Here is a 14,637-nt window from a genome sequence, read left to right as displayed (position 1 = left end):
AACCAAGATCAGGAAGAAAATTAATGCCAGACCGAGAGAAAAACTCAATTTCTCGACTCCGGCTGAGGTCTTTTTCAAAAATATTTCGTAATGTTGCACTCGCTGGTTGACTCTGCCGGTATATAATATTGAAGGTGGAAAAAATATATTCCTTGAATTAGGGAATATCAATTATTATTTGTATCTTTGCTGCCCGATTTATATAGTGTTGTATTTTGGAAACGCTTGATACATATAAGGTAAATTTGAGGGACATGATGCAAGATGCATGTTCGTATGAATATAATCTTGACGATACTTTTTTTCAAAGTATAGATGCTCCTGATATACGAAAAGGTAAATTGCATGCCAATGTGAATATTCGGAAATTGGCAGGAAATTTTATACTGGATTTTCATATTGTAGGTACAGCAGTAGTTCCTTGTGATCGTTGTCTGGATGATGTGGGTATTGCTGTAGATACGATAAATACATTGAAAGTGAAGTTTGGAACCTGTTTTTCTGATGAAGAAGAATGGGTTATTGTTCCAGAAGAAGAAGGATATATTGACCTGTCATGGTTTTTATACGAGTTTATAGAGTTGAGTTTACCGATGCAACGGGTGCATGAGTCTGGTGAATGCAATCAGGAGATGATGACTGTTTTACATCAGCATCTGTGTGTGGAGGAAGATGAATCTCTAGCTTCTGATAGCGGTCAGGTTTCAGAGTTTGATACTATTGATCCGCGATGGAATGGATTGAAAAAAATATTAGATAATAATTAAATAAAACGTTAAAAAAATGGCACATCCTAAAAGAAGACAATCAAAGACAAGAACTGCTAAGAGAAGAACTCATGATAAAGCAGTTGCTCCTACGTTGGCTATTTGCCCGAATTGTGGTGCATGGCATGTATATCACACAGTATGTGGAGCTTGCGGTTATTACAGAGGAAAGTTAGCAATCGAAAAAGAGGCTGTTCTCTAAATCTGAATAGAGAGAAAGCTTTGTTGAACAAATGTTTATGAAGTTCAATTAAGAATAAAGCCGGAGAGCTTTCGGCTCTTCGGCTGTTTTTTTATTATTTCATAAACTAAAAACAGAAATGATGGAGAAAATAAATGCAGTAATAACAGGAGTCGGTGGTTATGTACCCGACTATGTGTTGACAAACGAGGAGTTGTCGCGAATGGTCGATACCAACGATGAGTGGATTATGACTCGTATTGGAGTTAAGGAAAGACGTATTTTGAATGAAGAAGGTCTGGGTACCTCTTATTTGGCACGTAAGGCAGCTAAGCAATTGATGCAAAAAACCGATTCTGATCCGGATTCGATTGACTGTGTAATTGTGGCTACTACAACTCCTGACTATCATTTCCCTTCTACGGCTTCAATCTTGTGTGATAAATTGGGATTGAAGAATGCATACGCATTTGATTTGCAGGCAGCTTGTAGTGGCTTTTTATTTGCAATGGAAACTGCTGCAAGTATGATTCAGTCTGGTCGTCATAAAAAAATCATAATTGTGGGTGCGGACAAGATGTCTTCAATGGTGAATTATTCCGACCGTGCCACTTGTCCTATTTTTGGTGATGGGGCAGCAGCTTGTATGGTAGAAGCTACTACTGAGGATTTCGGTATTATGGATTCTATATTGCGTACGGACGGCAAAGGATTGCCTTTTCTTCACATGAAAGCGGGTGGTTCGGTATGCCCTCCTTCTTATTTCACTATTGATAATAAGATGCATTACCTGTATCAAGAAGGTAGGACTGTGTTTAAGTATGCTGTATCTTACATGTCTGATGTCACTGAACAGATTGCGAAGAAACATGGTCTGAGCAAGGACAACATTGACTGGATTGTGCCGCATCAAGCAAATTTGCGTATCATTGATGCTGTGGCATCTCGCTTGGAAGTGCCTTTAAGCAAAGTGATGATTAATATTCAGCGCTATGGTAACACCAGTGCCGGGACATTACCGCTTTGTTTATGGGACTATGAAAAGCAATTGAAAAAAGGCGACAATATAATTTTCACAGCATTTGGTGCCGGATTTACCTGGGGTGCTTCGTATGTGAAGTGGGGGTATGATGGTGATAAAATTTGAACGTGGAACAAATGAATATAATACAAGAAAACGCATCCCGACCCGATGCGTTTTTTTGTATAGTAGATAAATAAATAGAGTATGCATAAAGCTGGATTTGTAAATATCGTGGGCAATCCTAATGTAGGCAAGTCTACATTGATGAATTTGTTTGTGGGCGAACGTATCTCCATTGCTACGTTTAAGGCACAGACTACCCGTCATCGTATTATGGGAATCTTGAACACGGACGACATGCAGATTGTGTTTTCCGATACCCCGGGAGTCTTGAAGCCGAACTATAAGTTGCAAGAATCAATGTTAAATTTTTCCGAGTCAGCATTGGTTGATGCGGATATCTTGCTGTATGTGACGGATGCCATAGAAAAGGCAGACAAACATGCTGATTTTATGGAAAAAGTGCGAAATTTAAAAGTTCCAGTTTTGTTACTCATCAATAAAATAGACCTGACCAATCAGGAGAATCTGGTGAAATTAGTGGAAGAATGGCACGACATGTTACCCAGTGCAGAAATTATTCCTGTATCTGCTAAGGCGAAGTTCAACATTGATGTGGTGATGAAGCGCATCAGAGAACTGTTGCCCGATTCTCCTCCTTATTTCGGAAAAGACCAATGGACAGACAAGCCTGCTCGTTTTTTTGTAACAGAGATTATCCGCGAAAAGATTTTGCTGTATTATGACAAGGAAATCCCTTATTCGGTAGAAGTGGTGGTCGAACGTTTTAAGGAAGAAGCTAAAAGCATTCACATCAATGCAGTCATTTATGTTGAACGTGAATCACAGAAAGGTATTATTATTGGTCATCAAGGCAAAGCTCTGAAGAAAGTGGCTACCGAAGCGCGTAAAACATTGGAACATTTCTTCCAGAAATCTATTTATCTGGAAACCTTTGTGAAGGTAGACAAAGATTGGCGTAGTTCTGATAAAGAGCTCAAGAATTTTGGTTATCAGTTAGATTAATTTCGGCTGTGACAGCCGTAAACATTTAAGAAGTATATGGGAAATTTAGTAGCAATCGTAGGACGTCCCAATGTGGGAAAGTCGACACTGTTTAATCGTCTGACGAAGACCCGTCAGGCTATTGTGAATGAGCAGGCCGGTACGACCCGCGACCGCCAGTATGGTAAGTCGGAGTGGCAAGGAAAGGAGTTTTCGGTGGTTGATACCGGAGGATGGGTAGTTAATTCGGACGATATTTTCGAAGAAGAAATCCGTAAACAAGTGGTATTGGCAATGGAAGAGGCCGATGTCATCTTGTTTGTGGTAGATGTTATGAATGGAGTGACTGATCTGGATATGGATGTGGCAGATATTCTTCGCCGTTCGAAAACACCTGTTATTGTGGTGGCCAACAAGACCGACAATAACAATTTGCAATACAATGCTGCCGAGTTTTATTCGTTAGGATTGGGTGACCCGTATTGTGTTTCAGCTTTAAGTGGAAGCGGAACGGGAGATTTGCTTGATTTGCTACTGAGCAAGTTTAGAAAAGAAGCAGGCGAATTGATTGACGAAGATATTCCTCGCTTTGCCGTAGTGGGGCGTCCTAATGCGGGCAAGTCATCGATTGTGAATGCATTTATTGGCGAGGAGCGGAATATCGTGACCGAAATAGCCGGTACCACCCGCGATTCTATCTATACCCGTTATGACAAGTTCGGCTTCGATTTTTACTTGGTTGATACGGCAGGAATCCGGAAGAAAAACAAGGTGAATGAAGATTTGGAATACTATTCGGTTATCCGTTCCATCCGTGCCATCGAAAACTCAGATGTCTGCATCCTGATGTTGGATGCTACCCGTGGTATTGAAGGGCAAGATTTGAATATCGTATCTTTGGTTCAACGCAACCAGAAAGGATTGGTTGTGGTTGTCAACAAGTGGGATTTGGTAGAAGACAAGTCGGTCAAGGTGATGAAATTTTTCGAAGATGCTGTGCGTAAACGTTTGGCTCCGTTCACCGATTTTCCTATAATTTTTGCTTCGGCGCTTACCAAGCAACGCATCTTCAAGGTTCTCGAAGCAGCTAAAGATGTATTTCAGGCACGTATGACACGTATTCCTACTGCCCGTTTGAACGAAGCGTTGCTGCCTGTAATCGAGGCATATCCACCTCCTTCAAATAAGGGTAAATATATCAAGATTAAGTACATTACCCAGTTGCCTAATACGCAGATACCTTCTTTTGTGTTCTTTGCCAATTTGCCGCAGTACGTAAAAGAACCTTATAAGCGTTTTTTGGAAAATCAGATTCGTCAACGTTGGAAGCTCTCAGGAACACCAGTCAATATCTTTATCAGGCAGAAATAAAGTCCTGTCAAAGTTTGGAAACAATGCGAAGATGAGCTGATACATTCTAGGAAAGATTATTTTGAATGAATGTTTGCATCCGGCCTGTATGCTCCCCTTAGGTGAAGATATACTTCAGTTGTGCATCATTATTGGGGCTGGTTGCAGACATTCATTTTATATTCATCAGGGAGGATCGTCTTTTTATTTAGAAGCTATTTTGAATTTCTCCAAAAAGTTTTTCTTGGCTTGATGTATCCGTTTTCGTGTGTGCTTTGGGCGATTTTTTGGTCTTTTTCGCTCCTGTTCTTCGTCAGATAGCCCGCTATCCTCCTCATTGCACAAGCGGAAATGCCTCAAAAACTCATCCCAAATCAGCATACGATAATTTCAAACAGTTTCTGAATAAAACTGTTTGAAACGTTCCATATAACTCCGTTTTCAGTCCTCCCTAATTAGGATTGCTGTGTTGAGGAGTAGAAACTGCAGTCCTATTAGTAGTAGGACTGCAGTCCTGGTATCTTAGGATTATGCGAGGACTGGAATGGCAAGCACTATGCAGATAAATAGAAACGCCGTTTGATTGCGTGAACGTTTTCTCAGAATAGCTTGCTTGTTATCAATTATGTTTCATCTTTTAGCAAAAATGTTACATGGAAACATATTTGCTTGAAGATGAAACATTTCTTTTATACCGCTTTTGCATTGCTTGCTACATTTGCAGTGTTCTCAAGAACGGAAAACTCTTGGGATTAGCGAGTAATTTCATATATTTGTTCAACTAAAAATTTAATGCATAATGGAAGGCATGAAAAGATTATTCCTATTTGCACTCTTCCTTATCGGATGGTGTGCGGCGGTGCAAGCACAAAACTTGCAAGTGAACGGAACAGTGGTCTCCAAGGCAGACGGATTTCCCGTTATCGGAGCATCGGTAATTGAGGTTGGCAACGACCGGAACGGTACCATTACAGATATGGATGGTAAGTTTTCTCTAACGGTGAAAGAAGGGGCGGAAATCTCTATCTCTTATGTAGGGTGTAAGACTCAGACTTTGAAAGCGCAGAGCGTAATGAGTGTTACGTTGGAAGAAGATTCCGAGTTGCTGGATGAAGTGGTGGTGACGGGGTATCAAAGTCAACGTAAAGCAGATTTGACCGGTTCGGTTGCGGTCGTTTCTACAGATGAATTGAAAACCAATTCGGATATGGACCCGATGCGGGCTTTGCAAGGTAAAGTTCCGGGTATGACTATCACTACAACAGGTTCGCCTATCGGTACAGGTACGGTGCGCATCCGTGGTATCGGTTCTTTTAATTCATCGCAAGACCCGTTGTATGTGATTGACGGTGTGCCTACGAATCAGGCTTTGAATTCCTTGAACGCGAATGATATTGAAAGTATGCAGGTTCTGAAAGATGCGGCTTCTGCTTCTATTTATGGTTCGCGCGCTTCGAACGGTGTCATCATTATTACTACCAAGAAAGGGAAGAAGGGAGATAAGATTAAGGTGGACTTCTCCGCAAATCTGACAGCTCAGTTCTACACTTCCCAATCGTTGATGAAATTATCGAATTCAGCCGAATATGCCACGGCTATGGCACAGGCTGCATTGAACGACGGACTTGACCCTGTGACTTACGCAAGCAATTACGGCTTAAATCTGAATGCGGCTTCGGGTACTCCGATTACGGTTTGGAATCCTGCGACAAGCAGCTATGTGAACTATACGGTCAATGGCTTGTATGATGGTTATATCAATAGTAAGAAAACGATGAGGTATTCGGATACCGATTGGCTCGATGAAATTTCACGTACCGGATTTGCGCAAACATACGATTTGTCTTTGTCACACGCAACGGATAAGCACTCTACGATGTTTTCTTTGGGCTATAAGAAGAATAACGGTATTTTGAATTACACCAGCTTTGAAAATATATCTGCACGTATGAACTCTTCATACAATATTAATAAGTATATTTCTGTCGGCGAGAACTTTACGCTGACTTATTCGAAGCAAGTGGATTGTGCTCCGATGGAAAACGCGCTGAAGATGGCTCCTACTGTACCGGTTTATGAGGAAGATGGAGTTACGTTTGCCGGACCGGTGGGAGGTATGAGCGACCGTCAGAACCCGGTGCGTGAACAATACGATAACCGCAACAACCATTTGGATTACTGGCGTCTGTTTGGTAATGCTTACGTTGAAATCAAACCGATAAAAGGATTGACTTTGCGTTCTAATTTTGGCTTGGACACGTATTTGTCGTTCATCAACTCGATGACTCCTACGTTCCATTCGGATATTGTGAACAATGATATTGCTAAGACCAACCTGTCGCATCGGAATCAGGTGAACTGGACGTGGTCGAATACGGCAAACTATAATTTCAAGGTAGCAGACAAACACGATATCACAGTCTTGCTCGGTGCTGAAATGTCGAAAGAAAGCACGGTTGATTTTACGGCTTATTCAGAAGGCTATGCTTTGGAAGATCCCGATTATATGTGGCCGAATGCCGCTACCGGTTCGATGAGAAACAGTGGTGCTAAATTTGGTTACCGTTTGGCTTCTTTCTTCGGAAAGGTGGATTACAATTATGACGATTTGATTTTGGCTTCATTTACAATCCGTCGTGATGGTTCTTCTCGTTTTGGTAAAGATAACCGCTGGGGTACTTTCCCGGCAGCAACGTTGGGTTTCCGTATTTCTAAATTATTGGAAAAAGATTGGATGGATGACTGGAAGATTCGCCTTTCTTGGGGTGAGACCGGTAACCAAGCCATCGATAATAATGCGCAATTTGGTTTGTACACTGTAGATTATGGCTTGGATCGTGTAACTTCTACTGCTTACGATTTGTTCTTGCAAGGTTCGGGTACATTCCCTTCTGGTTATCGTGCCACTCAGCTTGCCAACCCTGATTTGAAATGGGAGTCGGCTACCCAATATAATATAGGTACAGATTTCACTTTCTTCAATGGCAGTCTATACGGAACGATTGACGGATATATCAAGGATGTGGATGATATGTTGATTAATCCGGCTTTTTTGGGTGCTCTTGGTGAAGGTGGTGCATCTTGGTTGAACGGTCCTTCTTTGCGGAACTGGGGTATGGAGTTCTCTTTGGGTTATCGTAAAAACCTTGCTTGCGGGTTAGGATTAGACATCAATGCCAATGCAGACTTCTTCCGCAATAAAGTGACTTATCTACCTTCGACAACGACAGGTTCATACGCTCACACTTCTACGGAGAACTTGGTTGAATCCGGTATGCCATACGGTTCAATCGTAGGATATGTAGTGACCGGACTTTATCAGAATCAGGTGGAAGTGGATGCTTCAGGACAGCCTAATGCACGTGTAGGAGGGCTTAAATACGCAGATTTGGACGGGAATGGTGTAATCAATGCGGATGACCAAGATTGGATTTACAATCCGGTACCGAAGTTCTCGTATGGATTGAACATTGCTTTGAATTACAAGAATTTTGACCTTTCGATGTTCTGGCAAGGCGTATGCGATAAGGATGTTTATAACAATCAGAAGTTCCAGACCGATTTTTGGAGTGTGACGGATGCCGGTTCTAACAAAGGTAATCGTTTGTTGAATGCTTGGAACACCAACAATACCGGTTCAACGATTCCGATGCTGACCACCTCGAACACGGCAGACGAAGGACGCGCTTCAAGTTACTTCGTTGAAAACGGTTCTTACCTGAAGCTGCGTACTTTGCAGTTGGGGTACAATGTTCCGGCTACGTTCCTGTCTAAGTTTAAGATGAGTAGTGCCCGTATCTATGTATCAGGACAGAACTTGCTGACCATCAAGAGCAAAAGCCTTACGTGTCCCGACCCGGAAAACCCGGATTGGAACTATCCGCTGGCTACCTCAGTTTCATTTGGTGTACAAATAGGTTTCTAATCATATAAAGACAACACAATTATGAAAAAGATATATACATTATTCTTAGCCTGTACGTTAGGAATGGGATTCACAGGCTGTGACGATTTCTTGGATTACAATCCTACCGCTGTGGTGGATGAAGACAAGGCTTTCTCTGAGCCGGAAGCGATGGTCAATGCGGCATACGCTATGTTGGGCGATTGCTGGTACACTTATCCGTTCAATTTGTTTCCGTATGGTGACATTACTTCGGACGATTGCTTGAAAGGTGGTTCCGGACCGAATGATACGGGCTATCACGCTTTTGATATTTGGACTACATTGACCCCGACTACTCCGGGAGAAATGGATGAATTGTGGTACCGTTTGTTCTGTGCCGTGTCGCGTTGCAACCGTGCGTTGGTTGCTTTGGAACAAAATGGCGTTTCCGTATTGGGTGAAGAAACGACTCGTCAACGGGTGGCAGAAGTACGGTTCTTGCGCGGTCACTTCTATTATAAGTTGCTTACCGTTTTCCGTCAAGTGCCTTGGATTGATGAAGAGGTTTACAAGAACAACACGTATGAAGAGACACGGAATGACGCTTTGACATACGAACAGCTCTTTCAAAACGTGATAGATGACTTTCAGGCTGCATACGATGTGTTGCCAGTGAAAAAGCCGGGTGAAGACGGACGTGCGAACAAGATTGCGGCTGCTGCTTATTTGGCTAAGTGTTATCTGAATTTGGCTTGGGGAGACGGCTATGAAGCTACTACAGGAGTAGACTATATCAATAATGAGTATATGCAGAAAGTGGTAGACTATACCGATGATGTGATGAACTCGCAATACGGTTATATGGAAGATTTCGGTGACATTTTCCTTCCGGAGTATAAGAATAGCAAAGAGTCGGTATTTGCCGTACAGACTTCCGATTACGAGGATGACCATACAACCTACGGACGTGCCAATTGGTCGAATACGTTAAATGGTTGTTGGCAAATGTGGTCGTGCGGATGGGACTTCCACAAGCCTTCTCAAAACTTGGTGAATGCGTTCAAGACGAAAGACGGTCTGCCGATGTTCGATGACTATAACGATGAGATTGATTATCCGATTAATGGTCAGCCTACCGCTCAGAAATGGGATCCGCGTTTGTTCCATACCGTCGGAATGCCTTCATTCCCTTATAAATATGAAGAGGAATATACGATGACTACTGCCAATTCGCGCACGCCGAACGAATATGGTTTTTATACATCATTGAAGGAAGTTCCCCAACGTTCTCAAGGTGAAACTTTTAATGGCTCTTGGCAAGCTTTTGCGATGAACGATTATGTATTCCGTTATACGGATGTGATGCTGATGCGTGCTGAGGCTTTGATTGAACTGAACCGCTTGAGTGAAGCGGAAGACATCATTAATGCCATCCGCCAGCGTGCAGCAAATTCAATCGACAAGCATATCGCATACGCTGCCGACCAGTGTGAAATCGCTCTTTATCCGGCTGGATACTTTGCTAATAAAGAAGTTGCCCGTAAGTGTCTGCGTTGGGAACGTCGTTTGGAAATGGCAATGGAGAACGGACGTTATTTCGATTTGCGTCGTTGGGGCATTGCTTCACAAACCTTGAATGCTTATTTCGCAAGTGAACAGAAGTCGGTATATACTTATACGAATGAATCCGGCGAAACGGTAGAGCAAACATACGGAGCTTATTATAAGGATGCGCACTATACGCCTGGAAAGAACGAGTTCTTCCCGATTCCTTATAATCAGATGTTCTATATCCCCGGTTTGTATACACAAAACAAGGGGTACGAATAATGACTGTTTTTGATTAATGGTTACGCATAAAGAAAGGTTAGTTGGGGTGCGGGCAGGAAGTGATTTCTGTCCGCACCGTTAAAAAGATTCGTTCCTGTGGCAGAAAAAACTCAATAGGTATGATAAGATAAATGTTTCATTTCATGCAAACGTAACAAATTTGCTGGCATTTGAAACGATTTTTACAGACTGGAAGCGAATGGAAGCGTAACTTTGTGACATGTGGACCGAGATAGTTTAGTTTTAGTTGTTCATATTTAAAACCTTAAAAACAATGATTACCTTAAAGAAACAAGGCATTGCCGATACCGTGAAAACGTTGTGTTTAGGAACGTTTATGGGGCTTGCTTCAATAACTTGTATGGCGGAATCGTCTATCGACGTGCGCCATTTGGTGAGTGAACAGAATATCCTTCAGATTAAGGAAGCGAAGAAGTATCTGCTGCTTCCGGTGCAGGACAATGCGCCCGAAGGAAAGATTTATTTTGTGATTAATAACCAGACGGTGGGCAGCGTCATCAACATCCGCCTTGCCCGCGAGAAGGTGGATTACTATGTGCCGCTCGACTTGTCGGCATACGTAGGTAAGGATTTGTCGCTCGACGTGCAGGGGATGCCCGAATCGGCTATCTGTTGGAAGAAGATGAAGCTGTCGGACACGTTTGATACGACGAACCGCGAGAAGTTCCGTCCGCTTTATCACCATACGCCGGCATACGGCTGGATGAACGACCCGAACGGGATGTTCTACAAAGACGGTGTGTATCACTTGTATTTCCAGCACAATCCGTATGGTTCCACTTGGGGAAACATGACGTGGGGACATTCCACAACGACCGATTTGGTGAACTGGAAGTTTGAAGGGGATGCCATTACTCCCGATGCCTGGGGCTCGATATTCAGTGGCTCATCGGTAGTCGATTATGAGAATACGGCAGGTTTCGGCGAAGGGGCTGTCATTGCTTTCTACACTTCGGCGAAGCCCAGCCCGTGGGGCGATGTGCAGATGCAGAGTATGGCATACAGCACCGACAACGGGAAGACGTTTACGAAATACGAAAACAATCCGATTGTTACATCCGAGAAGCGCGACTTCCGCGACCCGAAAGTATTCTGGTATGCGCCCGGCAAGCATTGGGTGATGATACTGGCAGGAGGTCAGGAGATGGATATCTATTCTTCGAAGAACCTGAAAGACTGGAAGTATGAAAGCAGCTTCGGAGCCAAGCAAGGCGCGCACGGAGGCGTATGGGAGTGTCCCGACTTGGTGGAACTGCCCGTGGAAGGCACCGATGAAACCCGTTGGGTGCTGATATGCAACATCAATCCGGGCGGACCGTTCGGAGGTAATGCTGCCCAGTATTTTGTAGGAACGTTCGACGGGAAGAAGTTCGTCAACGAAGCTCCTACACAGACCAAATGGATGGATTGGGGGAAAGACCACTACGCCACAGTGACTTTCAACAATGCGCCAGACGGGCGTTGCATCGCTTTGGGCTGGATGAGCAACTGGCAGTATCAAGGCGTGTTACCTACGCTGCAATACCGTGGTTCGAATACCATTGCCCGCGACTTGACCCTGTATCGCCAAGACGGCGAACTGTTGTTGCGCTGTGCTCCCTCGCCCGAAATAGAGAAAGCACGGAAGGAAAACACGATTATTCCTCCGTTCAAGGTAAAAGATTCGTATGAAATCCCGATTCTGTTAGCGGACAACGAAGGGGCATACGAAATCAATATGACTATCAAAAATGCCGGTGCTTCGCGCATCAGCTTCACTTTGGAGAACACGAAGGGCGAAAAGGTGGCGATGTATTACGATGTGCCCCGCAAGCAGTTCGTAATGGACCGCACCGAGAGCGGGAAGACGGATTTCAGTCCCGAATTTCCAGCCTTGACGGTAGCGCCTGTTCCAGATACCGATGAGATTAACCTGCGCTTGTTTGTCGACCGTACCAGCATCGAAGCGTTTGGAGAGGGCGGCAAGTTTGTGATGACCAATCAGGTCTTCCCTTCCGAACCTTACAACAAGATGTCGTTCGTGTCGGGACGCGGCAGCTTCAGCGTGAAGTCGATGACGGTATATCGGCTTAATTAGTGAATAATTAATAATGAATAATGAATAGTGATGTGACGTTTCTACATCAAAAGCGTTATTAACTCTTAACTATAAACTTGAAAACATGACTATCGATAAACAAATCAAATATGGCAAGCTGGTTCCCGTGATGCTCTGCTTCTTCGCAATGGGCTTCGTCGATTTGGTGGGAATCGCTTCCAATTACGTGAAGGCGGACTTGGGGCTGAGCGATGCCGAAGCCAACATCTTCCCTTCGCTGGTGTTCTTTTGGTTTCTGATATTCTCCGTGCCGACGGGTGTGCTGATGAACCGCATCGGGCGGAAGAATACCGTGGTGCTTAGCTTGGCTGTGACCTTTGTGTCGCTGCTGCTCCCGATATTCGGCGACAGCTATGGCATTATGCTTTGCTCGTTCTCTCTGTTAGGCATCGGCAACGCGCTGATGCAGACTTCGCTCAATCCGTTGCTGAGCAACATCATCACGGGCGACAAATTGGCAAGCTCGCTCACGTTCGGGCAGTTTGTCAAGGCGATTGCCTCGTTTCTGGCTCCTTATATCGCCATGTGGGGAGCCACGCAGGCAATACCGGAGTTCGGCATGGGCTGGCGGGTGCTGTTCCCCGTCTATATGGCGGTGGCGGTCATTGCCGTCCTGTGGCTTTCTGCCACTCCGATTGAGGAAGAGGCTCCCGACAAGGCTTCGGGTTTCGTCAGTTGCCTCCGGCTGTTAGGGCGTCCGTTCATCTTGCTCTGCTTCTTAGGCATTATGTGCCATGTGGGTATCGATGTGGGCACCAACACCACCGCTCCGAAGATTCTGATGGAACGCTTGGGAATGCCGCTCGACGATGCCGGCTTTGCCACCAGCCTCTACTTCATCTTCCGTACCTTGGGATGCTTGTCGGGGGCGGTCATCCTGCAGAAGGTGGCTTCGAAACCTTTCTTGGGCATCAGCGTGGCGTGTATGTTGGTGGCTATGGTGCTGCTGTTCGTATCGACTGACTTGACGGTGATTTACATTGCCATTGCCCTTATCGGCTTCGGCAATTCGAACGTGTTCTCCATTGTCTTCTCTCAAGCCCTTCTTGCCGTTCCCGACAAGAAGAACGAGATATCCGGTCTGATGATAATGGGCCTGTTCGGCGGCACGGTCTTCCCGTTGCTGATGGGCTTTGCCAGCGATGCCGTTGGTCAGAGCGGTGCCGTGGCGGTGATGACGGCAGGAGTGATTTATCTGATTATTTATATGTTTAAACTGAAGCGTTAGTTTTTAAGTTCTTGAGTTTGTAAGTTTTGTAGGGGCGTATCGCATACGCCCGAATACGTCCACTAATCCATGCGGATGCTTTCAGGGCGTATGCGATACGCCCCTACATGCAATTTGACAAAATGCTTAAACTCAAGAACTCAAAAACTTAAAAACTCAAAAACTTAAAAACTTAAAAGCCATGAACAATACAATCGTAGTAGGAATGGGCGAAGCATTGTGGGACATGCTGCCCGAAGGAAAGAAAATAGGTGGTGCGCCGGCAAACTTTGCGTATCACGTATCGCAGTTCGGACTGGACAGCCGTGTGGTGAGCGCGGTAGGCGAAGACGAGTTGGGCGTGGAGATTCTGAAGAATTTCCATGAAAAGAAACTGAATTGCATGATAGAGACCGTGCCCTATCCCACGGGTACGGTGCAGGTGGAACTGGACCGCAACGGCGTGCCCTGTTACGACATCCGCGAGGGCGTGGCGTGGGACAACATCCCCTTCACTCCGGCACTGGAAGGGCTGGCGCGCCAGACCCGCGCCGTATGTTTCGGCTCGCTGGCACAGCGCAGCGTGGTGTCGCGCGAGACTATCAACCGCTTCTTGGACGTAATGCCCGACGGCGAGGGGCAGTACAAGATATTCGACATCAACCTGCGCCAGGGCTTCTATACCAAGGAAATCATCTGCGAGTCGATGCGCAAGTGCAACATCCTGAAGATAAACGACGAGGAGCTGGTCACCATCAGCCGCATGTTCGGCTATCCGGGCATCGACCTGCAGGACAAGTGCTGGATTCTCCTTGCCAAATACAACCTGCGGATGCTTATCCTGACGTGCGGCGTCAACGGCAGCTACGTCTTCACGCCGGGCGAGGTGTCGTTTGTAGAGACCCCGAAGGTGGAGGTTGCCGACACGGTAGGTGCAGGCGATTCGTTCACCGCCGCTTTCGTTGCCTCTATCCTGCGTGGCTTGCCCGTAAACGAGGCGCACCGGCTGGCGGTAGCCACTTCGGCATTCGTCTGCACCCAGAACGGCGCGATGCCGGTATTGCCTGTACGGCTGACGGAAGGACTCACCACAGAATAATAAGGAAACGCAGATTAGCGCAGATTTCCGCAGATTAAAAATAAAAAACAATCCGTGTGAATCCGCGCCAATCTGCGTTTATGTAGAGACGATGTGCACATCGTCTCTA

The 14,637-nt window shown here is 45.2% G+C and carries 11 protein-coding genes; 10 read left to right on the top strand and 1 reads right to left on the bottom strand.

The window, feature by feature from the left end; translation table 11 throughout:
- Positions 1-254: 254 nt before the first annotated feature.
- From B5F25_RS07035 to der, 5 genes are all read left to right on the top strand, one after another.
- The gene (locus tag B5F25_RS07035) at positions 255-767 is read left to right on the top strand and encodes a DUF177 domain-containing protein (RefSeq protein ID WP_087248547.1); all 513 of its coding nucleotides are present in this window, start codon (positions 255-257) and stop codon (positions 765-767) included.
- A gap of 16 nt (positions 768-783) precedes the next feature.
- Positions 784-969, top strand: a complete 186-nt coding sequence (gene rpmF / locus B5F25_RS07030) for a 50S ribosomal protein L32 (RefSeq protein ID WP_087248545.1) — start codon at positions 784-786, stop codon at positions 967-969.
- 121 nt (positions 970-1,090) lie between these two features.
- On the top strand, positions 1,091-2,095 hold the full coding sequence (locus B5F25_RS07025; protein ID WP_087213358.1) for a beta-ketoacyl-ACP synthase III: 1,005 nt from the start codon (positions 1,091-1,093) through the stop codon (positions 2,093-2,095).
- Positions 2,096-2,176: 81 nt separating this feature from the next.
- Positions 2,177-3,058 carry a GTPase Era gene (gene era, locus B5F25_RS07020; RefSeq protein ID WP_022039215.1) on the top strand — a complete coding sequence of 294 codons (882 nt, stop codon included), beginning with the start codon at positions 2,177-2,179 and terminating at the stop codon, positions 3,056-3,058.
- Between the two features lie 36 nt (positions 3,059-3,094).
- Entirely contained in the window at positions 3,095-4,408 is a 1,314-nt protein-coding gene (gene der / locus B5F25_RS07015; protein WP_087248543.1) for a ribosome biogenesis GTPase Der, read from the top strand.
- 183 nt (positions 4,409-4,591) lie between these two features.
- On the opposite strand, the gene B5F25_RS21585 is transcribed toward der, so the two are convergent.
- On the bottom strand, positions 4,592-4,768 hold the full coding sequence (locus B5F25_RS21585) for a hypothetical protein (protein WP_162614368.1): 177 nt from the start codon (positions 4,766-4,768) through the stop codon (positions 4,592-4,594).
- A gap of 418 nt (positions 4,769-5,186) precedes the next feature.
- On the opposite strand from B5F25_RS21585, the gene B5F25_RS07010 reads away from it, so the two are divergent.
- From B5F25_RS07010 to B5F25_RS06990, 5 genes are all read left to right on the top strand, one after another.
- On the top strand, positions 5,187-8,312 hold the full coding sequence (locus tag B5F25_RS07010; RefSeq protein WP_087248541.1) for a TonB-dependent receptor: 3,126 nt from the start codon (positions 5,187-5,189) through the stop codon (positions 8,310-8,312).
- Between the two features lie 21 nt (positions 8,313-8,333).
- Positions 8,334-10,103 carry a RagB/SusD family nutrient uptake outer membrane protein gene (locus B5F25_RS07005; protein WP_087248539.1) on the top strand — a complete coding sequence of 590 codons (1,770 nt, stop codon included), beginning with the start codon at positions 8,334-8,336 and terminating at the stop codon, positions 10,101-10,103.
- 361 nt (positions 10,104-10,464) lie between these two features.
- Positions 10,465-12,201, top strand: coding sequence for a DUF4980 domain-containing protein (locus B5F25_RS07000; RefSeq protein ID WP_241148370.1), 1,737 nt, complete (start codon positions 10,465-10,467; stop codon positions 12,199-12,201).
- 85 nt (positions 12,202-12,286) lie between these two features.
- Positions 12,287-13,450 (top strand): MFS transporter, encoded by a 1,164-nt coding sequence (locus B5F25_RS06995; RefSeq protein WP_087248535.1) that lies wholly within the window; start codon positions 12,287-12,289, stop codon positions 13,448-13,450.
- Between the two features lie 181 nt (positions 13,451-13,631).
- A complete protein-coding gene (locus B5F25_RS06990) occupies positions 13,632-14,528 on the top strand; it encodes a carbohydrate kinase (protein WP_087248533.1) in 897 nt (298 codons plus the stop codon).
- Positions 14,529-14,637 lie beyond the last annotated feature (109 nt).

It is taken from the genome of Bacteroides sp. An19 (genome assembly GCF_002160215.1).
GTDB classification, from domain to species: domain Bacteria; phylum Bacteroidota; class Bacteroidia; order Bacteroidales; family Bacteroidaceae; genus Phocaeicola; species Phocaeicola intestinalis.
This window is presented reverse-complemented; position numbering and strand designations above follow the sequence as displayed.

Coding starts and splice junctions, on each gene's coding strand:
- B5F25_RS07035 (WP_087248547.1), top strand. CDS start 255: ATGATGCAAGATGCATGTTCGTATGAATATAATCTTGACGATACTTTT.
- rpmF (WP_087248545.1), top strand. CDS start 784: ATGGCACATCCTAAAAGAAGACAATCAAAGACAAGAACTGCTAAGAGA.
- B5F25_RS07025 (WP_087213358.1), top strand. CDS start 1,091: ATGGAGAAAATAAATGCAGTAATAACAGGAGTCGGTGGTTATGTACCC.
- era (WP_022039215.1), top strand. CDS start 2,177: ATGCATAAAGCTGGATTTGTAAATATCGTGGGCAATCCTAATGTAGGC.
- der (WP_087248543.1), top strand. CDS start 3,095: ATGGGAAATTTAGTAGCAATCGTAGGACGTCCCAATGTGGGAAAGTCG.
- B5F25_RS21585 (WP_162614368.1), bottom strand. CDS start 4,768: ATGCTGATTTGGGATGAGTTTTTGAGGCATTTCCGCTTGTGCAATGAG.
- B5F25_RS07010 (WP_087248541.1), top strand. CDS start 5,187: ATGGAAGGCATGAAAAGATTATTCCTATTTGCACTCTTCCTTATCGGA.
- B5F25_RS07005 (WP_087248539.1), top strand. CDS start 8,334: ATGAAAAAGATATATACATTATTCTTAGCCTGTACGTTAGGAATGGGA.
- B5F25_RS07000 (WP_241148370.1), top strand. CDS start 10,465: ATGGCGGAATCGTCTATCGACGTGCGCCATTTGGTGAGTGAACAGAAT.
- B5F25_RS06995 (WP_087248535.1), top strand. CDS start 12,287: ATGACTATCGATAAACAAATCAAATATGGCAAGCTGGTTCCCGTGATG.
- B5F25_RS06990 (WP_087248533.1), top strand. CDS start 13,632: ATGAACAATACAATCGTAGTAGGAATGGGCGAAGCATTGTGGGACATG.